The 21,728-nt window shown below is 64.1% G+C and carries 20 protein-coding genes; 8 read left to right on the top strand and 12 right to left on the bottom strand.

The window, feature by feature from the left end; genetic code table 11:
- Positions 1 to 272: 272 nt before the first annotated feature.
- Positions 273 to 1,718, top strand: a complete 1,446-nt coding sequence (locus QUH67_RS28505) for a FecR domain-containing protein (RefSeq protein WP_300942814.1) — start codon at positions 273 to 275, stop codon at positions 1,716 to 1,718.
- Between the two features lie 13 nt (positions 1,719 to 1,731).
- On the opposite strand, the gene QUH67_RS35035 is transcribed toward QUH67_RS28505, so the two are convergent.
- On the bottom strand, positions 1,732 to 2,484 hold the full coding sequence (locus tag QUH67_RS35035) for an NUDIX hydrolase (protein ID WP_300942815.1): 753 nt from the start codon (positions 2,482 to 2,484) through the stop codon (positions 1,732 to 1,734).
- A 76-nt stretch (positions 2,485 to 2,560) separates the two neighbouring features.
- Positions 2,561 to 3,430, bottom strand: coding sequence for an archaetidylserine decarboxylase (gene asd, locus QUH67_RS28515; protein WP_300948202.1), 870 nt, complete (start codon positions 3,428 to 3,430; stop codon positions 2,561 to 2,563).
- A 34-nt stretch (positions 3,431 to 3,464) separates the two neighbouring features.
- On the opposite strand from asd, the gene QUH67_RS28520 reads away from it, so the two are divergent.
- Entirely contained in the window at positions 3,465 to 5,129 is a 1,665-nt protein-coding gene (locus QUH67_RS28520) for an aminotransferase class III-fold pyridoxal phosphate-dependent enzyme (protein ID WP_300942816.1), read from the top strand.
- A gap of 185 nt (positions 5,130 to 5,314) precedes the next feature.
- On the opposite strand, the gene QUH67_RS28525 is transcribed toward QUH67_RS28520, so the two are convergent.
- The 3 genes from QUH67_RS28525 to QUH67_RS28535 all read right to left on the bottom strand — a co-directional run bounded on the left by QUH67_RS28525 (position 5,315) and on the right by QUH67_RS28535 (position 7,853).
- Positions 5,315 to 5,932, bottom strand: coding sequence for a hypothetical protein (locus tag QUH67_RS28525; RefSeq protein ID WP_300942817.1), 618 nt, complete (start codon positions 5,930 to 5,932; stop codon positions 5,315 to 5,317).
- 121 nt (positions 5,933 to 6,053) lie between these two features.
- Positions 6,054 to 6,743 carry a class I SAM-dependent methyltransferase gene (locus QUH67_RS28530; RefSeq protein WP_300942818.1) on the bottom strand — a complete coding sequence of 230 codons (690 nt, stop codon included), beginning with the start codon at positions 6,741 to 6,743 and terminating at the stop codon, positions 6,054 to 6,056.
- Between the two features lie 54 nt (positions 6,744 to 6,797).
- Positions 6,798 to 7,853, bottom strand: a complete 1,056-nt coding sequence (locus tag QUH67_RS28535) for a glycosyltransferase family 4 protein (RefSeq protein ID WP_300942819.1) — start codon at positions 7,851 to 7,853, stop codon at positions 6,798 to 6,800.
- Between the two features lie 133 nt (positions 7,854 to 7,986).
- Here QUH67_RS28535 and QUH67_RS28540 point away from each other — a divergent pair, with 133 nt between their 5' ends.
- The 3 genes from QUH67_RS28540 to QUH67_RS28550 all read left to right on the top strand — a co-directional run bounded on the left by QUH67_RS28540 (position 7,987) and on the right by QUH67_RS28550 (position 11,994).
- Entirely contained in the window at positions 7,987 to 9,384 is a 1,398-nt protein-coding gene (locus QUH67_RS28540) for a TAXI family TRAP transporter solute-binding subunit (RefSeq protein WP_320416106.1), read from the top strand.
- Positions 9,385 to 9,591: 207 nt separating this feature from the next.
- A complete protein-coding gene (locus tag QUH67_RS28545; protein WP_300942820.1) occupies positions 9,592 to 10,275 on the top strand; it encodes a L,D-transpeptidase in 684 nt (227 codons plus the stop codon).
- Positions 10,276 to 10,425: 150 nt separating this feature from the next.
- Positions 10,426 to 11,994 (top strand): DUF4403 family protein, encoded by a 1,569-nt coding sequence (locus tag QUH67_RS28550; protein WP_300942821.1) that lies wholly within the window; start codon positions 10,426 to 10,428, stop codon positions 11,992 to 11,994.
- A 34-nt stretch (positions 11,995 to 12,028) separates the two neighbouring features.
- Here the strand turns inward: QUH67_RS28550 and QUH67_RS28555 are convergent, their stop codons facing one another.
- The 6 genes from QUH67_RS28555 to QUH67_RS28580 all read right to left on the bottom strand — a co-directional run bounded on the left by QUH67_RS28555 (position 12,029) and on the right by QUH67_RS28580 (position 18,364).
- On the bottom strand, positions 12,029 to 12,964 hold the full coding sequence (locus QUH67_RS28555) for a LysR family transcriptional regulator (RefSeq protein ID WP_300942822.1): 936 nt from the start codon (positions 12,962 to 12,964) through the stop codon (positions 12,029 to 12,031).
- 74 nt (positions 12,965 to 13,038) lie between these two features.
- Positions 13,039 to 14,712: a carbon-nitrogen hydrolase family protein gene (locus QUH67_RS28560; RefSeq protein WP_300942823.1), complete on the bottom strand. Its 1,674-nt coding sequence runs from the start codon at positions 14,710 to 14,712 to the stop codon at positions 13,039 to 13,041.
- A gap of 76 nt (positions 14,713 to 14,788) precedes the next feature.
- On the bottom strand, positions 14,789 to 15,622 hold the full coding sequence (locus tag QUH67_RS28565; protein WP_300942824.1) for an ABC transporter ATP-binding protein: 834 nt from the start codon (positions 15,620 to 15,622) through the stop codon (positions 14,789 to 14,791).
- A gap of 13 nt (positions 15,623 to 15,635) precedes the next feature.
- Positions 15,636 to 16,628 carry an ABC transporter substrate-binding protein gene (locus QUH67_RS28570; RefSeq protein WP_300942825.1) on the bottom strand — a complete coding sequence of 331 codons (993 nt, stop codon included), beginning with the start codon at positions 16,626 to 16,628 and terminating at the stop codon, positions 15,636 to 15,638.
- A 38-nt stretch (positions 16,629 to 16,666) separates the two neighbouring features.
- The gene (locus QUH67_RS28575) at positions 16,667 to 17,452 is read right to left on the bottom strand and encodes an ABC transporter permease (protein WP_300942826.1); all 786 of its coding nucleotides are present in this window, start codon (positions 17,450 to 17,452) and stop codon (positions 16,667 to 16,669) included.
- 348 nt (positions 17,453 to 17,800) lie between these two features.
- Positions 17,801 to 18,364 (bottom strand): hypothetical protein, encoded by a 564-nt coding sequence (locus QUH67_RS28580; RefSeq protein WP_300942827.1) that lies wholly within the window; start codon positions 18,362 to 18,364, stop codon positions 17,801 to 17,803.
- Positions 18,365 to 18,563: 199 nt separating this feature from the next.
- Here QUH67_RS28580 and QUH67_RS28585 point away from each other — a divergent pair, with 199 nt between their 5' ends.
- Positions 18,564 to 19,319, top strand: a complete 756-nt coding sequence (locus QUH67_RS28585; RefSeq protein WP_300942828.1) for a response regulator — start codon at positions 18,564 to 18,566, stop codon at positions 19,317 to 19,319.
- A gap of 2 nt (positions 19,320 to 19,321) precedes the next feature.
- Positions 19,322 to 20,659, top strand: a complete 1,338-nt coding sequence (locus QUH67_RS28590; protein ID WP_300942829.1) for an ATP-binding protein — start codon at positions 19,322 to 19,324, stop codon at positions 20,657 to 20,659.
- A gap of 16 nt (positions 20,660 to 20,675) precedes the next feature.
- Here QUH67_RS28590 and QUH67_RS28595 read toward each other — a convergent pair whose 3' ends face one another.
- Positions 20,676 to 20,870, bottom strand: coding sequence for a hypothetical protein (locus QUH67_RS28595; RefSeq protein WP_300942830.1), 195 nt, complete (start codon positions 20,868 to 20,870; stop codon positions 20,676 to 20,678).
- Positions 20,871 to 21,207: 337 nt separating this feature from the next.
- Between QUH67_RS28595 and QUH67_RS28600 the strand changes: the two genes are divergently transcribed.
- Positions 21,208 to 21,690 (top strand): lytic transglycosylase domain-containing protein, encoded by a 483-nt coding sequence (locus tag QUH67_RS28600; protein ID WP_300948204.1) that lies wholly within the window; start codon positions 21,208 to 21,210, stop codon positions 21,688 to 21,690.
- Positions 21,691 to 21,728: the final 38 nt, after the last annotated feature.

Here is a 21,728-nt window from a genome sequence, read left to right on the forward strand (position 1 = left end):
CGATGGTGGAAATGGCCCCGCATGAAAGATGCTTTCCCGACGGAGGGGGGAGGCATGGGCCGCGCCAGATTCGAATCATAGCCGATTCTGGCTAAAGCGATATTGCCAGCGTTAGGCGCGGTTGCGAAAATGGTGGAAACCTCCCCGGCAGCCCCCGCTCGATCGTTGCCCTCATCCTGACAACAAGTGGGGCGTTCATCCCGCATTCAGCCCGGGCGCGCTGAAATCGAGACCCCGCCTTCTACCTGCCCCCCGTGAACGGAATTCCCCCGATGCAGCGCCAATTGTCCTTTGCGCTCATGCTGTTGGCCTTGAGCGCGACGATCGGCGCCGCAAATGCCGCTGCGGCTTCGTCCGAACCGATTCATCTGGCGCAGGCGCAGACCGAATCTACGCAGCCCGTCGCGCCGACGGCGGCCGATCCCGCCGCGCCTGACGCGACCGCTGCGGACGCGCCCGAAGAGCCGATCGGCAACGTTGCCACCGTGACCGGCAAGGCCAGCGTGATCCGCAACGACAAGACCACGCCACTCAAGGTGAAGGACGACATCTATCTCAACGACGTGGTGCAGACCGGAGCGAATTCCACGCTCGGCATCACCTTCATCGACGCCACCACCTTCAATCTCAAGGCCAGCACCAAGATCACCATCGACAATTATGTTTATGAGGAAGGCGGCAAGAGCAATGCCGCGATCTTCGACGTCGCCAGGGGTACCGCAGCGTTCGTCGCCGCTTCCGTTGCCAAGACCGGCGACATGAAGATCACGACCCCGACCGCGACGCTCGGCATTCGCGGCACCACGGGTCTCGTCGAGGTGCCGGAGGGCGCCGCCGCCAACAATCCGAACAACGTTGCGGTCAAACTCTATCCCGACGCCGACGGCCGCGTCGGTCGCATCGAGGTCAACGACCGCGCCGGCGCGCGGCTTGGTTTTTTGACCCAGGGCGCCAGCGGCTTCACCATCCGCGCCGGCGCGGGCGGCGCGCGCTTCGCCGCGGTGCCGCTGGCGATCCCGCAAGCAGCGATGCTGCGTGACCAGGGTTTTGTGCGCCAGCTTCACACGATGCAGAATGTCGGGCGGCAGGTCGTGTTCCAGCAGCGCGAATTCCGTCGCGCCAATCCCACCTTCGTCAATCCGAACCGCCCGATCCGGCAATTGCAGCCAGGCCAGACCAGGCCGAATGGTTTGCCCGGACAGCGTCGCCAAAACGGCCTGCCGGGACAACCCGGTCAGCCGCCGCTGCCGGGCGTGCCGAATCGTGCCGGTCAGCAGCCCAATCAGCTCAACCGCCCCGGTCAGCAACCGCCCGGTCAGTTGAACCGTCCCGGTCAGCAGCAACAGCAGGGCGCGCCGAACCGGCAGCGACAGCAGCAACCCGGATCTCCGTCGCGACCGGGCCTGCCGCCGCGCGCAGGCCAGCCGCAACCCGGCTCGCCCAATCAACCCGGCCTGCCGCCGCGGCCGGGACAACCGCCACGGACCGATCTGGCGCCGCAGCCCGGCCTCCCGGCAGGCGCCGGCCAGACGCCGCAGCCTGCCGTACCGGCGCAGCCGCCGTCGATGCGGCCGGGATCGCCGGACAGGTTCGGCGGGCCCGGACTGCAGCGCGCGCCCGGCGTCCGGGGCGCGCCAGCCCTGCAACGGCCGGGACTGCCCGCCGCACCGCGGCGGCAAGCGCCGCAACGCGGCAAGCCGCTAAAGGATCAGCGGTAGACGGAAACAGGCGTCAGGTATCGCGCCGCAGCCAGTCGTGCAGCTTCTGAATGAAGCTTCGCGGCTGCCATCGCGTGCGCGCCTTGCCCGGTTCGACCACCACCGGCTCTATCTCCGGCGCAAATGACGGCGGGCCGTGCCGCTGCGCCTGGTCAGCGGCCTGATCAACTGAGGTGCAGGCAGTCGCATCGATCACGACAGGCCCGTCGTCGTGCTGTGCAACTTGCGGCAGAGGCTGAGCAGGCAAGGACGGAGCAGACGCCGCAGTGGCTGCAGGCGCCTCGGCCGCGTCCGGCTGCCGTGTCCGCCGCTTCTCCGGCTGTTTGGCCCGCGCCTTGCGGGCCGTCGCAGCATGGCTCGCCGCGGAGAGTGCAATCGGGCCGACATTTTCGAGGAACGCGCGCTCATGGTCACGCGAGAGCCGCTCGATGGCGGCATCGAGCGGCAGCCAGTCCACGGCCCTCACGTCGCGCATCAGTTCATGAACGGCGCCGCCGCGCGCTTCCATGCGCCAGTAGTGCACGACCTTGGAACCGCTGCGGGATTCATACACCAGCGTGCCCAGAAACTCGTGCACGGCGACATCGTGCCCGGTTTCTTCCACCACCTCGCGCTCGGCCGCAGCGCGCGGCGTCTCGCCGTCGTTGAGCTTGCCCTTCGGCAAGACCCATTCGTTGCGCTTACGCAGGCGCACGACGGCGACCAGCGGCGTTCGCCCCTGCCGCAATACAATGCCTCCCGCCGCCAGAACGGGCGATCGCGCCATCTCTCTTCCCGCGTTGTCGCACCTGGCCGTCCCGGTGCGCGCGAGCATATAGAGGCATGAGCGAAAAGAATCGAGCCTAAAGCTGCGGTTTTCGCAACAGCGCTTCGCCGGCGCGGACGCGCGCGCCTTCCGCGACATGGTCGGCGAATTCGAAATGTTCCGGCGCCAGCACGATGATGGTCGAGCCGTGTTCGAACCAGCCGAGTTCGTCGCCCTTGCGAACGTTTGCATCACAAGGGAATACCGTCGGCCCCCTGCTCTGCGCATTGAGCGTGCGATCGAGGAAATGCAGCCGGATGCTGGCGACCAGAATGGCGGCGACCGGCACCAGTGTCAGCGCCTCGCCCGACGGCAGCCGCATCTGAAGCACCGCCCGCTCGTTCTTGCAGAACAGCCGCTCGACCCGCTTCAGCGCGATCGGGTTGACGTTCCAGACGTCGCCATGAATGAACGTCACCCGCTCGATCTTGCCGTCATAGGGCGCATGAAAGCGGTGATACATGCTGGAGGTCAGCCGCAGCGTGAGGAAGCGCCCGTTGCGGTGCTTTTCCACCAGCGCGGGATCGCCGAGCAGATCGAGCAGCGAATAAGGCGCGCCCTTGATCTGGAACAGCTCGGTGTCCGCGATCCTGCCGAAGGCGCCGATGATGCCGTCGGAGGGACTGGCCACGATTTGAGGGTCGGGATCGGCCGGCCGCAGCCCATCACGAAGTTCGCGCGTGAAACAATCGTGCAGGCTCTTGAATTCGGTCTTCTTCGCCTCCGACAGATCCAGGTCGGAGAACAGCCGCCAGCAGGCAATCGAGGCATCGCGCACCAGCGGGTTTTCGATCTTGCTGAACCAGCCCATGAAGCGCGTCAGGCCTGCGCGCGGGATGCGGTTGGTCAAGAGGAAATTCAGGTCCTCCTGCTGTGTGAAGCGGGCGATCAGGCCGCGGACTGTCATCAATCTGTCAGCAGGATTGGCTAGCGCTTCAGGCATGGATTCGTCCCTTCCGATTCTTTCCCTGTCCGCCGCTGCGGCCGTAAGCGCCGCGGCAGTATTCCCCAAATTGAAAGCGCGGCTGGCGCTGTCGCGCGCGAAACACCGCTCGCTGACCGGACATTCCAAAATGTCCAAGATGGTCGCGCGGCTGTTGCCGCACTACGAATTCGACATCGACGCTTTCTTCCGTTCCGACGGCGCGCCCAGCGAAATCGCCCTGCAACGCCAGGACGCGTTCTTCCGCCTCGCCAGCCTCTATCAGGAGCGCTACGCCAAGGGTCGGCAGATGACGGCAGACGCCTCGGAGCGCATCTCCGATTTGCAGTTCACCGAAAACTACCGCGTGCCGTTCCAGTACAGCCGCCTGGTGCGCGACAATCTCGGCACCGGCGCGTTCATGGAATCCTCGGCCGGCGTCACCGTCACCGACGTCGACGGCAATTTGTTCTACGATTTGACCGGCTCCTACGGCGTCAACATCTTCGGCAACGACTTCTACAAGGAGTGCATCGCGGAAGCCGAGAAGCGCGCGCATGCGCTCGGCCCCGTGCTCGGCCCCTATCACCCGGTCATCACGGACAACGTCCGCCGGTTGTGCGAAATTTCCGGCCTCGACGAAATCTCGTTCCACATGTCCGGCACCGAAGCCGTCATGCAGGCGGTACGGCTGGCGCGCTACCACACCAGGCGTTCGCACCTGGTTCGTTTTGCCGGCGCCTATCACGGCTGGTGGGGCGACGTGCAGCCCGGCGTCGGCAATCCGGTATCGCCGCACGAGACCTATACGCTGGCCGACATGTCGGAACGCACGCTGCACGTTCTCCGCACGCGCAAGGACATTGCCTGCGTGCTGGTCAATCCGCTGCAGGCGCTGCACCCCAACGCCAACGCGCCCGGCGATTCCGCGCTGGTCGACAGTTCGCGCAAGGGCAATTTCGACCGCGCGGCCTATGCCGAATGGCTGAAGAAGCTGCGCGAGGTCTGCACCGAACGCGGCATCGTTTTGATCTTCGACGAAATCTTCGTCGGCTTCCGCCTCGCCGCCAAGGGCGCGCAGGAATATTTCGGCATTCGCGCCGACATGGTGACCTACGGCAAGAGCCTGGCCGGCGGCCTTCCCGTCGGCGTGGTCTGCGGCCGCAAAGATCTGATGCGGCGCTACCGCGACGACCGCCCCGCGGATGTCTGCTTCGCCCGCGGCACCTTCAATTCGCACCCCTACGTGATGACGGCGATGGACGAGTTCCTCAGCCGCCTCGCCAGCCCGAACTTCAACGCCATCTATCAGGGCCTCGACGAGACGTGGAACGGCCGCGCTGAAACGCTCAACGCGCGGCTCGCGGCCAAGGACCTGCCCGTCCGCGTCAGCAATCTCTCCTCGATCTGGATGGTTCACTATACCGAACCGTCCCGCTACAACTGGATGCTGCAATATTATCTGCGTGCCGAGGGATTGGCGCTGAGCTGGGTGGGGACCGGCCGACTGGTCTTCAGCCTGAACTACACCGATGCGGATTTCAGCGAAGTCGCCGACCGCTTCATTGCCGCCAGCGAGAAAATGAAGCGCGACGGTTGGTGGTGGCATGATGCTGCGATGACCAACAAGACTATCAAGCGGCAGATTTTGAAAGAAATGCTGGCGAAGAAGTTCGGGCGCTGAGGGCGCTCGATCTCTTCTCGTCATGACCGGACGCAGACGTCCGAAGAACGACGTCGCTTTCGCTCGCCTATGTCCGGCCATCCCCGCCTCTGCTGTTGCCGACATCGCGATTCGCTGACGCTCAAGACGTGGATGCCCGGCACAGGGCCGGGCATGACGAGAATTCTTCGAGCGATCAGCAACACTCAAGCGGGCTTGACGTGCTTCTCGAGACCGGGATCGATCAGTTCGCCCTTCATCAGCGCCAGCGGCGCCTTGTAATAGAGCTTGAGGTCGCTGAAGGGGTCGGTGAGAATCTTCGTCATCCAGACCAGGCCGGTTTCGACGTCGCGAATGAAGAACAGGTGCACGGTGCGGAACAGCAGCCCGCCGATACCGACGGCCAGCCATACCTTGGCGACCTGGCGCATGAAGTCGGCATTGGTGACCCAGGGCTCGACCATCCCGAACAGCGTCGGGCTGAAGAACAGCACCACGGGCGACAGCGCCCAGATCGTCATCAGCACGACCTTGCGCTGCAGATTGTAGCCGACCTTGATCTCTTCCTTGTGCTCATGCGTCGCATGGTTGACATGATCGTAGCCGCGCGGCTCGAAGAAGAAGTGACCGGCCTGCCGCGTCGTCATCGACACCAGCCAGCCGACCAGCGCCGATACCACGGGATCGATGAACAGCATCACGTAGGCGAACAGGAAGCTCGCGGCGCTGACGAAGTGCAGCGACTGGTTGATGCGGCTGTGATGGTAGTAGCGATGGTCGTCCCAGCGCTGGGTTCGCAGTTCCTGAAGGAAATTTCTGATCATGTTCTTCCCCAAACGTTCGATGGGACCGGGTCTAATGAGATTCGATGTAGGGCATGTGACATCATCGTAATGACATGTGACAACGCACAGCGGCGCGTTGACGCAATGTCATCGCCGCGCATCACGCGGCCGCGGCGACGCCCGTTTTGCGAAAGCGCACCAGCGAGAAGTGGCCGAGCGGCGGCACGAGGCGGCGTTCCGCCAGCTCCATGCCTTGCGCGCCGGCCAGCCATTGCGCGTAGCGCGACCAGGCAAACTCGGCGGTGCGGAAGCCGAGCGGACGCACCACCGGCTGCAGCCGTCGTTCGATGAAACGGCGCATGCCGGCGTCGGCGCTGACCCGCGTCAGGATGATGAGCTCGCCGCCCGGACGCAGTACGCGGGCGAACTCGTCGAGCGCCTTTTCCGGGTTCGGTACCGCCGTGACGACATACTGCGCCATCACCACGTCGAACGCGTCATCCGGGAATTCGAGGTTCTCGGCGTCCATCACCGCCAGCCCCTCGACGTTCTTCAGGCCGAGTTCATCGACGCGCTTCTTTGCCTTTTCCAGCATCAGCTCCGAAATATCGGTGCCGAAGATCCGCAGATGCGGCGCGTAGAGCGGCAGCGAGATGCCGGTGCCCACACCGACCTCCAGCACCCGGCCACCGATCTTGTTGGTGGCCTGGATCGCCGCCTTGCGGCCCTTGGAGAACACGCCGCCGAACACGAGGTCGTAGACCGGCGCCCAGCGATCATAAGCCTGCTCGACCATTTCGCGGTCGAAATCGAGCTGCCTGGTGTCGTCGAGCTTGATGATGTCTGCCATGATTCTATTCTGCCTTCCGTCTCACGCATGTGACTTGTTGATCGGTGTTCGTCTTCAGCCCTGCACGGCGCTCGCGGCGGGCGCCCGACGCACCGGACGAAGCGCGCGGCTCGGCTGCAGCGCCGTCAGGTTGCCGATGAACTGGCGCGCACTGTTCTCCCAGGAACGCGACAGCGCAAAATTGCGACAGGCCTCGCGCGACATCATCAGCGCGCGCAGGCACGCGCTCCGCAGGTCGGCGTCGATTGCGCCGATCGGATGATCGGCGATGACGTCCTTAGGGCCGGTGACCGGAAACGCCGCGACCGGGGCGCCGCAAGCCAGCGCTTCGAGTTGCACGACGCCAAACGTGTCGGTCAGGCTCGGAAACACGAAGACGTCGGCGGCGGCGAGATGGGCGGTGAGGTCCGCGCCCTTCTTCTCACCGAGGAATACCGCGCCGGGATATTGTCTTTCGAGCTGCGCCCGCTGCGGACCATCGCCGACGACGATTTTTGTGCCGGGCAGGTCGAGCGACAGAAATGCTTCGAGGTTTTTTTCCACCGCGACGCGCCCCATGGTCATGAAGATCGGCCGCGGCAGATCCAGCACGGCAGGCGCATGCGGGTTGAACAGTTCGGTATCGACGCCGCGCGTCCAGAAGCCGAGCTTGCGGAAACCCCTCGCGCCAAGTTCCTGGCGCAGCGATTCGGTCGCGACCATGACGGTGGAAGATGCGGCATGAAAGTGGCGCATCACGGCATAGCCGACGCTGAGCGGCAGTCCGGTACGGACCGCGACGTACTCGGGAAAACGCGTCGTGTAGGATGTGGTAAACGCAAGCTTGCGGCGGCAGCAATAGGCGCGCGTCGCCCAGCCGATCGGGCCCTCGGTCGCGACGTGGATGGCGTCCGGCGCAGCCGCCTCGATCCGCCGCGCGATCTCGCGCCGGTTCGGCAACGCAATGCGCAGGCCGGGATAGGTCGGCAAGGGCATCGACGGAAACCCGTCCGGGGTCAGGAAACTGATATCGGCACCGAGCGCGCCGGCGCTCTTCGCCAGCGACGTCAGCGTGCGAACGACGCCGTTCACCTGCGGATGCCACGCATCGGTCGCGATCAATATCTTCATGGGCCGGACCCGGTATTCGTGAACGATTCTCAAATCCGACGTTCGGCCATGGATATTTCATGCGTATGACGTCATCGATATGTAAGGATGTTTTTTAAGCCCCCCTCCACGCATTTTGGTGTAATTTGACAGAATGATGTCAGATCCGAACGGCAATCCCGCGCGATCTCGCCAGCGGCGGCAGCGCAAGAATTATGCGCTCCTGATCCTGGCCGCCGGCATGCTCGCTTTCGGCGTCGCCACCGGCACGCTGTATTATGTGCTGCGCCCGACGACGCTGCGGATCGCGGTCGGGCCTGCCGGCAGCGAGGACTACAAACTGATCCAGCTGATGGCGCAGACGTTTGCGCGCGAAAACAGCGCGGTGCGGCTGTCGCCGGTCACGACGGAGGGAACCGCCGAAAGCATCGCGCTGTTCGCCGCCGGCAAGGCCGATCTGGCGGTGGCGCGCGGCGACCTGAACTTGCCTGAGAATGCCGAGTCGGTCGCCATCCTGCGCAAGAATGTCGTGGTGCTCTGGGCGCCGTCCGGCCTCTCCGCCAAGGGTTCGAAGAAGCCGCCAACGCCCAAGGTCAAGAGCTTCGACGACCTCGCCGGCCGCCGCGTCGGCGTGATCGGGCGCACGCAGGCCAACGTCACGCTGCTGCGTGTGATCCTGAAAGAGTCCGGCATCGATCCCGACAAGGTAGCGGTCAGCCAGTTCGCCACCAACCAGATCGGCGAGATGGCGCGCGACCCGTCGGTCGACGCCTTCATGGCGGTCGGCCCGCTCAAGAGCAAGATCACGATCGACGCGATCGCAGCGACGGCGACCGCCCGCGGCGAGCCGAAATTCCTGCCCGTCGACATCGCCGACGCGATCGCAAAGAAGAATCCGATCTACGAATCCGAGGAAATTCCCGCCAGCATTTTCGGCTCCTCGCCGCAGCGCCCGGAAGACAAGGTCGATACGGTGGCTGTCAATCACCTGATCATCGCGCCAAAATCGCTGTCGGACACCGCGGTCGCCGCTTTCGCCCGCCAACTCTTCACCAACCGCCAGCAACTCGCCCGCGAATTGCCCTCAGCTTCGCAGCTCGAAAAACCCGATACCGACAAGGATGCGGCGCTGCCGGCGCATGCGGGCGCCGCCGCCTATATCGACGGCAACGAGCGAACGTTTCTCGAAAAATACACCGACTACATCTGGTTCGCGGTGTTGATCGTCTCGGGCCTGGGATCGGCCGGCGCGTGGTTCAAGCATTACTGGTACAAGGACGAGCGCGAGCAGTACATCGCCCATCGCGATCAACTGCTCGAATTGATTTCGAAGGTGCGCAACGCCGAGACGCCGGGGGAACTTGCGGAAATGCAGGGCGCCGCCGACGGCATGCTGCGGGAAGCGCTCGATTGCTATGATGACGGCAGCATCGAGGACGGCGACCTGTCGGTGATCGGGCTCGCGCTCGAACAATTCCATCACGCGGTCGCCGACCGCCGAACGGTGCTCGGCGCCGGCGAAACCGGCAAGCCGCGGCTGCGCGCGGGCTAAACCCGATTGCTTCTTCCTTCTTCCCTTGTGGGAGAACGCGGCGCGGTCCCGGCCGGCCATCAACGAAACCTTAACGAAACGATTCCCTAACGCGACGAAATCATTTTGGCGACTTTGTGCAAATGTCCCGAAACAGTTCCCCTGTACATGTTTTACCAACGACGCGCCGACAACGATGCGCCCAGGCGTTAGAACAGGGGACGACCAATGTTTAATCCATTTGATCTGAACACCCGCTTTGCCGCCGCCGCCTTGGGCGCGCTGGCGATCGGCGCAACTGCATTTTCCGCACCCGCAGCCGCTGCTCCACAGCCGATCTTTCCGTTCTTCCTGCCGCAGATCGAAATGGCCCCGCCGCCGGTGCAGGCCGAGCCTCGATATGAAGAGGATCGGTCGGTCGAACTGCCAGCGCGCCTTCGCCGCCAGGTCGTGAGCTACCCGACCCGCGAGGCGCCGGGCACGATCATCATCGACACCCCGAACACGTATCTCTATCTCGTGCTCGGCAACGGCCAGGCAATGCGCTACGGCATCGGCATCGGCCGCGACGGCTTCACGTGGTCCGGCACGCAGACCATCACCCGCAAGGCCGAATGGCCGGCATGGACGCCGCCGCCGCAAATGATCGCCCGCCAGCCCTATCTGCCGCGCCACATGACCGGCGGCCCGGGTAACCCGCTCGGTGCCCGCGCGATGTATCTCGGCAATACGATCTATCGCATCCACGGCACCAATGCGCCGGAGACGATCGGTACCCGCGTCTCCTCGGGCTGCCTTCGCCTCACCAATGAGGACGTCAGCGACCTCTATTCGCGGGTCAGCGTCGGCACCAAGGTGATCGTGCTGCCGATGACCGATCGTAGAGCCGATCTCGGCCGCACGATCCGCTGAACTCCATAAGATTTTCAAAACGCGAAACGCGACCCCGGCACCGCCGGGGCCGCTTTGCATTTGGACGCAGATCGCAGCAATGTGCAGTGGCTTCCGATCCGCTCTCCCTGTAGAACGCTGTGGGGCGTTGCAACGGGATCCGGGGGAACGATGCGTCTGCCGATGCATCTGAAGACGGTTTCGATCGCGCTCGCGGTCGTTATCATCTCGTTTGTGGCCAGCCTGAAGGTGATGGACATCGTCGCGCCGCGGGCCACGAACCGGCCGCCGGCGCTGGCCGAATTGCCGCCGCTGCCGGCAGCGCCGCGCGCTTCCACCGTGATGGCGCCGATCGCGGTTGCGCTGTCGGCGATCCGCGACGCCGCCGAGCGCGGCGCGCCGCGCTCGTTCGCCGGCAAGGCCGACAATCCGATCTCGCAGATCCTGCAGAATGCCGATATCGGCTGGACCGCCTCGCGCGGGCCGATCGCAGCGACCGGCGCGCAGGACGTGCTGTCGCTGGCGACGCCGCTGACCGGCACACTGAACGTTACCGGCTCGCTGTCGGCCAAGGCGACGGGAGCGGTCGGAGAGGCGCTCGGCGGCCTGCTCGGCGGCAATGTCGCCAAGCAGATCGGCAGCGTGAACATCAAGAACCTGAACGCCAGCGCCGAGATCAAGGGCAACGTCGTGATATCGGCGCGGCCGAAGATCGCCGCGAACTGGCGCATCGAGCCGAACCTCGCGGGCCAGGTCAATCTCAGCGACTCCAGCCTCAGCGTCGCCGGCGCGCGCGTCAGCGTGCCCGCGCAGGTGAAGCCGTTGATCGACAAGAATGTCGCCGAGCAGATCGCGCTGGTTCAGGCGCGCATGCGCAACGATCCGGCGTTCGAGCAGAACGCGCGGGCGCAATGGGTCAAAGCCTGCCGCTCGATTGCGTTGCAGGGCACCACATCAGGCTCAACGATGCCGGCGCTGTGGCTGGAAGTGCGCCCCATTCGGGCGATGGCCGCGCAGCCGCGCGTCGACGCTTCGAACCTGACGCTGACGCTCGGCATCCAGGCGGAGACCCGCATCACATCGGCCGAGACCAAGCCGTCCTGTCCGTTCCCCGCCACGGTCGACATCGTGCCGCCGACACCGGGACGGGTCGCGATCGGCGTGCCGATCGACGTGCCCTTCACCGAGATCAACAAGCTTATCGAAGCGCAATTCGCCGGCAAGACGTTTCCGGAAGACGGCTCCGGTTCGGTCGACGTCACCGTCAAGCGCGCCACCGTCGCGGCATCGGGCAATCGCCTGCTGATTTCGCTGTTGGTCAACGCCCGGGAGAAGAAGAGCTTTCTCGGGCTGGGCGGCGAAGCCAACGTGCATATCTGGGGACAGCCGGCGCTCGATCAGGCCGCGCAGACGCTGCGGCTGACCGATATCGAACTCGCCGTCGAATCGGAGGCCGCGTTCGGGCTGCTCGGCGCCGCGGCGCGCGCGGCGATTCCGCATTTGCAGAAGACGCTGGCGGAAAGGGCTGTCATCGACCTCAAGCCGTTCGCGGCCAACGCCCAGAAGAAGATCGCGGCCGTGATCGGCGACTTCCAGAAAAACGAGGAAGGCCTGCGGGTTATCGCCGAGATCAGCAAGTTGCGACTGGCCGACATCGCCTTCGATTCCAAGACGCTGCGCGTGATCGCCGAAGCCGAAGGCGCGATCAACGTGTACGTCACCGCGCTGCCGGGGCTGTGACGGCGGTGTTGCTTCCACCCATGGTGAAAACACGTCAGTTCCGTCTCGCCGTGCCTCTGACCGACGTCAACAGCGTCCTGTCCGCCTCGACGCGTTTTTCGAGAAACGCGATCACCGCCTTGATGCGCGCGACGTGCAGGAGGTCTTCATGCACCGAAAGCCAGATGTCGCGCGTGGAGAACAGCTCCGGCATCACCGGCCGCAGATCCTTGTCATTAGCCGCGACGTAAGACGGGAGCATCGCGATCCCCTGCCCTTCAGACACCGCGATGTATTGCGCGACGAGGCTGGTGCTGCGAAAAATGATATGGGCGGGACGCAGGATGTCGGATAGCCAGCGGTTCTCCTTGCTGTAGATGTGATCGTCGATGAAATCGATGAAGGCGTGGTCCTCGAGCTCCTTCGGCGTTTTCGGATACGGACGGCTGTCGAAATAATCACTGGAGCTGTAGAGCGATATCTTGAACTCGCCGACCTTCCTGATCGACAGCCGCTTGCCCTGCGGACGGAAGAAGCTCACGAATATATCGGCCTCGCGCCGGCTGAGGTCGAGCAGCCGCGTGTCGGTGATCAGGTCGACCTGGATCGAGGGATAGAGCTTGTTGAAGTCGCCGATGCATTTGGTCAGATAAAAGCTGCCGATCCCCTCCATCGCCGCGATACGCACCGCACCGCCGGCATCAGCCTGCTGCAACCCGATGGCTTCGACGATAGAGTTGGCCTGGCTTTCCATGCCTTCGGCATATTGCAACAAGCGGAGTCCTATCTCGGTCAGGGTAAAACCGGATTTGCTGCGCTTGAACAAAGTGGAATTGAGGCTCTTCTCCAGTTCCCGAATGCGCCGGCTTACAGTGGTGTGGTCCACCCTCAGCTTCTCGGCGGCCCGGACGAGGTTGCGCTGACGCGCCACTTCCAGAAAGTAGACAACGTCGTTCCAGTCATAGCGGAGCTTTTGCTGCGGTTTCTTCACGCCCCCGACCGTCCTCCGCGGCTGCCGGCGGCTGATGCCGCCGGCCCATGAATCGCGGTCGAACATGATTTCGGTCAGGCCGCAACGATCGGAGCGTATGTCTCAACCAGCCGGTTTGCAAACATGTCGACCTTCGGGATCATCAGCTTCTGCCGGCAGAGCGCCAGATCGATATGCTTGGGCATCACGGCGCCGAGCTTCAGCACGCGAGGCGCTGCGACATTGATGTCCCATTGCGGGAAGCCGTTCGGCGGGATCACGACGCTGCCGCCGGGATAGGGCGAATCGACACGGTTAGCGAGCACCACCGCGACCCTGTTATCCTCGGCGCGCGGCACGGCGAGCAACTCGCGTTCGAACGGTTCGCGCAGGGCGGCGGGCCACAGGATGATATCGGCGCCGCCGATGGCAAGGCATCGCGAAGTCTCGGGGAAAACCGCGTCATATCCCGACATCACACCGATGCGGCCGAATGGAGTGTCGAACACCGGATAGTCGTCGCCGGCGACGGCCCATTTGCGCTCTTCTGCCGTCAGATGCGTCTTGCGGTAGCGGCCGGTTTCGTTGCCGTCCGGCCCGACCAGCACGGTCGTGACATGAAGTCCGGCTGCGGCCCGTTCGATGATCGGCGCCGCGATCAGGCAGCCATATTTTGCGGCGACACCCGCAACGGCCGAGAGATGCGACGAAGCCTGATCGGCCAGCGTCGCGGCTTCCCTTGCCGACAGGATATACTCGCCGGCAAAGGCGTATTCCGGCAGCACCAGCACCTTCACGCCGAGCTTGGCCGTATGATCGACCATGTCGATGACGTCGGCGACACTTGCTTCGCTGGTCACGTGCATCTGCACCGCGGCGACCTTCGCCACGGATCTGGACGGGATCAGTGGCCGGTCAGCCACGCCGAACACCGGCGTCCGTTCGTATGGCAGCGCCATGATGCCGTAGGTTTCGGGGCGGCGATCGGCGATCTTGTCATTGGCGGCGTAGATCGTCTTGTCGGCGGCAGCATCGAGGTCGACGTCCGCGATCGCCATGCCGTGCGTGTCGTAGGGGACTCTTGAAAGCACCCGCCCCTTCGGATCGACGATCATGCTGCCGCCGGGATAATAGATCGATCGCTCGTACCCGGACTTGGTCGCGGCGACCAGCCACACGCCGTTCTCGTAACTTCGGGCCGGCCCCCACATATCGGCCTGGTCCATCGCGAAGAAGTTCGCCATGTCGACGATCACTTCCGCGCCCTGCATCGCCATGGCGCGAAAGATTTCCGGAATCCGTCCGTCGAAGCAGATCAATAGACCGATACGGCCGAGATCGGTTTCGACGACCGGGCATCCGCGCTCGCCGAAGGAAAACCAATTCTGGTCGTGGGTCGCCAGGAACTGCTTGTGGTAATGGCAGGCAATCTTGCCCTGGCGATCGAACATGACGCCGCTGTTGAATATCTTCTCCTTGACGGGATCCCATTCCGTGATGCCGCTGGCAATGTAAACGCCGTGCTTTCGGCTGAGATTCGACAGCGCCGTCACGAACGGTCCGCCGGGAACGGTTTCCGCGAGTTCACGGCAGTGCGCGGCCGAATCGAACAGGTAGCCGGTATCCATGCATTCCGGGAATACGATCAGCTCGGCACCCTGCCGGACAGCATCCTCCACGAACTGCGTGGCAAGCGCGATATTGTAGTCGAAATCCCCGAGGCGGGCGAGTGTCTGCACCGCGGCGGCGCGAAAACGGCGCTTCGTCATGTCGGTCTCCAGTCTTGTCGGTGGGTGTGTCAGATCGTTGCCGACGAACGGCGGCGGTGATGGCGGCAGGGCGACGTCACTTCTTGACCTCCTGCCAGAAACGTTCCAGGCAGTGGCGCTTCAGATTCATGAAGGCCTCCCCGGTCGTCACTTCCAGATTGCGCGGCCACGGCAGGTCGACATCGACGATCTCGGCCACCCGGGTCGGCCGCCTCGTCAGCAGTACGACCTTGTCGGCGAGTTCGATCGCCTCATCGAGATCATGCGACACCAGCAGCATTGTCGTCTTCGTCTTCATGAAGATCTTCTGCAGTTGCTCGCGCATGAAGATCGTCATCTCGTAGTCAAGCGCGGAGAACGGCTCGTCGAGAAACAGCACCTCCGGCTCGGTAACGAGCGCGCGGAGGATGGAAACTGTCTGCTGCTGTCCGCCAGATAGCGTGTATGGAAAGGCATTGAGGTCGATGCGGACTTCGAAATCGGCCAGCAGCTTGTCGACGCGCTGGTGACGCTCCTTGCGCGGCACCCCCAACACCTTCAACGGGTAGTGGATGTTGTCAATAGCCTTAAGCCAGGGAAACAGGGCCTCGCGGTAGTTCTGAAATACGTAGGAAACCCGCGTGTCACTGATGCGTTGCCCGTCGTAGAGAACGTCGCCGGCGTCCATCGGCATGAGGCCGGAGACCATGTTGATGAAGGTGCTCTTTCCACAGCCGTTCGGGCCGAACACCGAAATGAAATGCCCGAGCGGCAGATCGATGTCGAAATCATCGTAAACCACGGCATCGTCGAAGGTCTTGCGCAGCCCGCGAACCGTCATCAGCGGCTGCCGCCGCGAACTCTTCGGCGTCGCCGGCGCGGGCACTTCTCCCGTTGCCAGCCGGATGGGGGCGATATTGTTCCTGACCATGTTTGCGTCAGGCTCAGTTGCCGAGATCGATCTTGGTCAGCAGCTTGTCGCGGACGTTCAGCGGGCCCGCCATCACCCCTTCCTTGATGAAGATATCGACCAGCGCCTGGTAGGACTTGATGTCGTTGTCGTTGAGATCCTTGAAGCCGCGCAGGTAAGGCTGCGCCACCAGTTCGAGCTGATCCGCCTTCATCGGCGTGTAGGTCGGCAGCACGGCCTTGTATTTCGCGAAATCGGCGTTAACGAGGTCAGTGGCCTCGTCGATCACCGCCACCACCCTTTTGGCGACATCGGGACGCTCCTTCAGGAACCTTGTCGTCATCACGGACGCGCCGGAATAGAAGGGATCGGCGATAACGGCGGCGACGGGATTGGTCATGGCGCGAATGGCCTTGCCGGATGCGACCGCAATCGAACCGACCGGCTCGAGCGACAGCGTGGCATCCACCGTCCCGCCGACGACGGCCGGCACCTGCATGGCAACCGCAAGATCGACGAGCTTGACGTCCTTGTCGGGATCGAGACCGGCCGAGCGCACCATGTGCCGCGAGATCGTCCGCCACTGGATGCCCGGCACGTGGCCGAGCGTCTTGCCGCGGAGATCGGCGAACGCCTTGATCGGGCTGTCCGGCTTGACGATCAGGCCGTCGTTGATCCTGCCAACAGCGACGCCACCGCCCTGCAGGCCGAACACCCTCAGCTTTCCGGGAAACTTCGATTCCGCGATCATGGCGATGCCAGCGGCCGCACCGGGGGGCCCGAAATCGGCGCGCTCCGCGATCAGAGCGTCGATGATCTGGTTCGGCGATTCCATCTTGTTGGAGTCGAGTTCGATGCAGGCTTTTTCGAACAGCTTCTGTTCGATCGCGACGTAGTAGGCGGTGGTTTGCATGATCGGCAGCCAGGCCGCCGTCACCTTGTCCATCTTGTCGCAGGCCGCGTGGGCGCCGCTATTGGCAAGAGCGGCGGCTGCAACACAGGCGGCGAACAGAACCGGTTTCGACATCGAATGTACTCCCTGGGAGACGATCGCAAGTTGGATGGCTACTTGCCCGACCAGTGAATGACCGAGCGTTCGAGAAACAGCAGTGCAAGATTGAGCCCGTATCCCATCGCGCCGGCGACGAGAATGGAGCCGTACATGTCGGTCAGCGAATAGGAGATTTGCGCATCGATGATGCGATGGCCCATGCCGTCGGTGGCGCCGATGAACATCTCGGCGACGATCACGACCACCAGCGCGAGCGAGACCGCGCTGCGCAGGCCGACGAAAGTCTGCGGCAGGGTCTCGAAGAAGATCACGTCGCGAAAAATCCGCAGCGACGACGCCCCCATCGACCGGGCGGCGAGGATACGCGTCTGCCGCGCGTTCATGACGCCGTAGGCGACGTTGAAGACGATGACGAGCCAGGCGGCGAAGGCCGCGACTGCGATCTTGGCGAGATCGCCGAGGCCGAACAGCAGCAGGAAGAGCGGAAACAGCGCGGTGGCGGGCGTCGAACGGAAGAAATCGACGATGAACTCGACGGAGCGGTAGATCGTGGCCTTTGCCCCCAGAATGATGCCGACCGGCACGCCGGCGACGATCGCGATCACGGTGGCGTAGGACACGCGGACCAGCGTCCGCGAAAAATCCTTCGTCATGCTGCCGGAGCCGATGCTGGACAGCGTGTCGCGGAGCGTTTCGAACGGCGAAGGCAGCAGATCCTTGTTGACCCACCCGCCCTTCGCGGCGACCCACCAGATGCCCAGCAGCAGGATGGGCCCGATCGCGAGCTCGATCGCGCGGCGGAGCCGTCTGGAATTCTGCGTCGAGAGCGCGATGCGCATGGCGGGTCCGCTTCATGGAGAGCGGCGGCCACGTGTGACGTTTGCGACCGCCTGGACACGCGCATCTTCCTGCAATCACTTCGAAAGAAAATGCCGAGAACTGCAACGAGTTGTGCAGAAATACATATTGAAATGCAACAATCGACTGATCAATTTGTATTCATGCATTGCATAGTTTTTGAGCAAAGCGATCCGATGCAGCGCATAAGACCCGATCAGGCGCCCATACAAGTAAATGGCCGGGCGGCATCTCGCCGTCAGGCCATTTCGCAAGCATGGCCGTCCAAGCCGCTTATTCGGTTGAATATCTGAACTCCGGCATCGCCAACCGCTGCGGCGCGCCGCAGCTCAGGTCTGATAGTCGAGCAGCAACGCCGAGAAGGAAGTGCTGCTGCTCGCGCTGGAAGTGCCGGAGGCGCTGTATGTCGTCGATGACGAAGCCTGCATGGATTCCTGCAGCGATTCCAGGAACTGCTTGAGGATGTCCTCGATGGAGGTTGCACTCGACGACGCGTCGTCGCTGGAGGACGCCTCGTCCGCGGGCGGCGGACCGCCGGGAGGGGGACCGCCGGCGTCGCGCGGGCCGCCGCCACCGCCGGGACCGTCGGCGAAGGCCGTCTTGAAAATATCCTGCAGTTCGCTGGCCTGCTCGGTGGTCAGCTTGCCGTCGGCCACCTGGCTGTTGATGAGATCGTCGATCTTCGACCGCAGATCGACGGGCCGCGCGCCGCTGGACTGGTCGCTGGCGCGGCTTGCCTGCAGCGCCGAATCGATATCGGTCAGCGCCGACGCCAGCGCGTCCTGGTCGGACGACTTGACGGCGCCGGATTTCACTTCGGACAGCAACTCATCCTGCAACTTCTGGAGAGGCGACTGGTAGGTCTGGGCCGAGGCCGCCGAGATCGAGGTCATGATAGCTCCAAGGAATCAAGGGGGGTCAGGTGATCGGTCGGGATACGCGTGGACGCCGCAACCGTAGGATCGCGTTTCTTAACGCGGTCTTGTCGTCGGCCCCCGCGCCTGTTGCCCGGTATTGCCCGCGCCGGTTCAGAAACATATGGAAACAAAAATAATTCGCGCCCGCGCCGAATCACCGACAAAAAGGAGCGGCATGGCCCAGGCAATACCCAACATCCTCGTCGTCGAGGACGATCGCGAGACGCGGTCGCTGATCGCCAAATACCTGCGCAGCAACGCCTGCAACGTGGCGACCGCGGCTGACGGCCGCGAGATGGCCCGCGCCATGACCGACCGCCGCGTCGATCTGTTGATCCTCGACGTCATGCTGCCGGGCGAAGACGGGCTGACATTGTGCCGCAAGGTGCGCGCGCAATCGCAGACCCCGATCATCATGCTGACCGCGCGCGGCGAGGATGTCGATCGCATCATGGGCCTGGAGATGGGCGCCGACGACTATCTGGCAAAGCCGTTCAACCCGCGCGAACTGCTGGCGCGGATCAACGCGGTGCTGCGCCGGCAGGCCGCAGCCTTGACCGCCAGCGCCAGCGAAGGCGCGACGGCGCTGACGTTCGCCGGCTGGCGGATCGATTTACGGCTGCGCGAGTTGCGCAACCCGCAAGGCGCGCATGTGGCGATGACCAGCGCGGAGTTCGATCTGCTCAGAACCTTCTGCGAGCGGCCGGGCCGCGTGCTGTCGCGCGACAGCCTGCTCGACCTCACGCAGGGCCGCAACGCCGGCTCGTTCGAGCGCTCCATCGACGTGCTGGTCAGCCGCATCCGCCGCAAGATCGAGCCCGATCCGCAAGCCGCCACCCTGATCAAGACGGTGCGCTCGGGCGGCTACATGTTCACGCCGCAGGTCGAGCCCGCCGGCGCCGAGGCGACCACCATCACCACCGGCCGCTGATCATGAAGGCCCTGTTCAATCTGCGCGGGATCAGCGGCCAGATCGCAGCGCTCGTCATCGTCTCGATCATAACGCTTCATCTGATCATCACCGCGGCTTTCCTGCTGCACCGTTCCGACCTGCTGCACCGTTCCGACCAGGCGCAGCCGTCGCCCGATCGCGGCCACGGCGCACTCATCACGGCCGTGCAGTTGCTGGGTGCAGCGCCCGCTGCCGAACGGCAGCGGCTATCCGACGACATCGCGCGCGCCTTTCCGCAACTCGGCATCGGGATCTTGTCGGTCGCACCAACGCCCGCGGGCGACGCCGACGCGCTCAACCTGCACGGCCTGCAACGGCGCCTCGGTGCCGACTATCGCATCGTCCCGCTGGCCGGCGACGATGGCCGCAGGATGGGCATTGGCCTGCCCGACGGCATGATGATTTCGGCCAGCCTGCCGATGGACCGGCCACGGCCGCCGTTTCTCGGCAGCCCCTGGATGATCACGCTGCTGTTTGCCGTCATCAGCGTCACCTTGCTCGGCCTGTGGGCGGCACGGGCACTGACTGCGCCGCTGTCGTCCTTTGCCAAAGCCGCCGAGAGCTTCAGCCTCGACGGCGCCGCGGCGCCGCTGCCGGAGCGAGGTCCGGAGGAAATCCGCTCGGTCGCGCGCGCGCTCAACCGCATGCGGGAACGCATCACCGCCCTGATCGACGACCGCACCAGGATGCTCGCCGCGATCAGCCACGACTTGCGCACGCCGATTACACGCATGCGTCTTCGCGCCGAATTCATCGAGGACGAAACCTATCGCGGCCGCATGCTCGACGATCTCGACCAGATGCGCGGCATGCTGGAATCGGTGCTGTCGTTCCTGCGCGATGGCCGCAGGCTCGAGGCGATGACCCTGACCGACATCGCCAGCACGCTGCAACTCGTCGCCGACCAGTTCGCCGACATGGGACGCAAGGTGAGCTATGAGGGGCCTGCGCACGCCATGGCCACGGTGCGGCCGGACGATCTGCACCGCGCCGTCACCAACCTGGTGGAGAATGCGGTGAGGTTCGGCGCCGAAGCGGTGGTCCGCCTGCACGTCGCAGCGGAGTTCGTCACCATCGATGTCGAGGACGACGGCCCCGGCATTTCGGATACACAGAAAAAGGACATGCTGGAGCCGTTCGTGCGCGGCGACGAGGCCCGCAACATGGATGAAGCGGCGGGCTTCGGCCTCGGGCTTTCGATCACCAACGCCATCGCGACGGCCCATGGCGGCGCGCTGTCGCTGCACGACCGGCAACCGCACGGGCTGATCGTCCGGCTACGATTGCCGGTCCAGCAGAGCGAGCCCAGGGTGGCTTAGCTGAGCAGACGGTCGCTTACGCGGCCAGCGCGTCCGGATCGGCTTCCTCATAGATCGCTACCGCCTCGAAGCGATAATCGCAGGCGCGGCAGAACCAGAGAAAGGACGTGCGGCCGGGGCTGCTCTCGACCCAGTCTGGTCTGGGGATCGGCTTGCCGCATTGGGCACAGGGATTGCCGCGGGGGAGCGTGCTGGAGTCGAGTCGGGCCATGGCGAATCTCCCTTTGACGTTCGATGACGTCTTGTTCAACCAGTGATGGGGTACGCGGTGAATTGGGACAGGACCGCTGTCAAAAACCGGACTTTGCGGCGGCCACGCTTGTACAAGCTCGTTGCTTCATTTGCACGTCAAACGTGCGCGTCGGCGTGACGCAGCTTCGTCATCGCGCCGGTATTCCGTAACAGCCTGGGGGCCACCTGCCGCGATATCGCCGGTTTTTCGCCACATCTGTGCCCGCTAGTGGAACTACCGAGGCCGCCACTCGTTAGCCGCCGTTCACAGAGATTATTTTATGAAAAGTTTCCCCAAGTTCGCGTTCGCCGCCCTCATGGTCCTGGCGGTTTCCCCCGAAGCAATGGCGCAAAGCCGCGCGCAGTATGAGAGCATGGTGGCAAGCCACGCCCGCGCCAACAACGTGCCGGAGGCGCTGGTGCACCGCGTGATCGTGCGCGAGAGCAAATATCACGCGCACCTCGTCGGACGCGGCGGCACCATCGGGCTGATGCAGATCAAGCTGCCGACGGCGCGCGGCCTTGGCTACACCGGCGATGCCGCCGGCCTGCGCGATCCCGACACCAACCTGAACTGGGGCGTCAAATATCTCGCCGGCGCCTACCGCGCCGCCAATGGCGATCACAGCCGCGCGGTACGTTATTATGCGAGCGGCTATTATTATGCCGCCAAGCGCCAGCGGCAGGAGAAGCCGTTGCAGCTTTCACCGGTACTCGCCAGCGACGCCGCACCGAAAATCGTCGCGGCACCGGCAAAAAAGCCCGCCGACGCCGACGCGCTGCAGACCAACGCCAAATAGCCGGTTGGTGCAGCGCTCTGCGCGGCGCAGCATCCCGC

Source organism: Bradyrhizobium roseum (assembly GCF_030413175.1).
Lineage (GTDB): Bacteria > Pseudomonadota > Alphaproteobacteria > Rhizobiales > Xanthobacteraceae > Bradyrhizobium > Bradyrhizobium roseum.

Coding starts and splice junctions, on each gene's coding strand:
- QUH67_RS28505 (WP_300942814.1), top strand. CDS start 273: ATGCAGCGCCAATTGTCCTTTGCGCTCATGCTGTTGGCCTTGAGCGCG.
- QUH67_RS35035 (WP_300942815.1), bottom strand. CDS start 2,484: ATGGCGCGATCGCCCGTTCTGGCGGCGGGAGGCATTGTATTGCGGCAG.
- asd (WP_300948202.1), bottom strand. CDS start 3,430: ATGACAGTCCGCGGCCTGATCGCCCGCTTCACACAGCAGGAGGACCTG.
- QUH67_RS28520 (WP_300942816.1), top strand. CDS start 3,465: ATGGATTCGTCCCTTCCGATTCTTTCCCTGTCCGCCGCTGCGGCCGTA.
- QUH67_RS28525 (WP_300942817.1), bottom strand. CDS start 5,932: ATGATCAGAAATTTCCTTCAGGAACTGCGAACCCAGCGCTGGGACGAC.
- QUH67_RS28530 (WP_300942818.1), bottom strand. CDS start 6,743: ATGGCAGACATCATCAAGCTCGACGACACCAGGCAGCTCGATTTCGAC.
- QUH67_RS28535 (WP_300942819.1), bottom strand. CDS start 7,853: ATGAAGATATTGATCGCGACCGATGCGTGGCATCCGCAGGTGAACGGC.
- QUH67_RS28540 (WP_320416106.1), top strand. CDS start 7,987: ATGATGTCAGATCCGAACGGCAATCCCGCGCGATCTCGCCAGCGGCGG.
- QUH67_RS28545 (WP_300942820.1), top strand. CDS start 9,592: ATGTTTAATCCATTTGATCTGAACACCCGCTTTGCCGCCGCCGCCTTG.
- QUH67_RS28550 (WP_300942821.1), top strand. CDS start 10,426: ATGCGTCTGCCGATGCATCTGAAGACGGTTTCGATCGCGCTCGCGGTC.
- QUH67_RS28560 (WP_300942823.1), bottom strand. CDS start 14,712: ATGACGAAGCGCCGTTTTCGCGCCGCCGCGGTGCAGACACTCGCCCGC.
- QUH67_RS28565 (WP_300942824.1), bottom strand. CDS start 15,622: ATGGTCAGGAACAATATCGCCCCCATCCGGCTGGCAACGGGAGAAGTG.
- QUH67_RS28570 (WP_300942825.1), bottom strand. CDS start 16,628: ATGTCGAAACCGGTTCTGTTCGCCGCCTGTGTTGCAGCCGCCGCTCTT.
- QUH67_RS28575 (WP_300942826.1), bottom strand. CDS start 17,452: ATGCGCATCGCGCTCTCGACGCAGAATTCCAGACGGCTCCGCCGCGCG.
- QUH67_RS28580 (WP_300942827.1), bottom strand. CDS start 18,364: ATGACCTCGATCTCGGCGGCCTCGGCCCAGACCTACCAGTCGCCTCTC.
- QUH67_RS28585 (WP_300942828.1), top strand. CDS start 18,564: ATGGCCCAGGCAATACCCAACATCCTCGTCGTCGAGGACGATCGCGAG.
- QUH67_RS28590 (WP_300942829.1), top strand. CDS start 19,322: ATGAAGGCCCTGTTCAATCTGCGCGGGATCAGCGGCCAGATCGCAGCG.
- QUH67_RS28595 (WP_300942830.1), bottom strand. CDS start 20,870: ATGGCCCGACTCGACTCCAGCACGCTCCCCCGCGGCAATCCCTGTGCC.
- QUH67_RS28600 (WP_300948204.1), top strand. CDS start 21,208: ATGGTCCTGGCGGTTTCCCCCGAAGCAATGGCGCAAAGCCGCGCGCAG.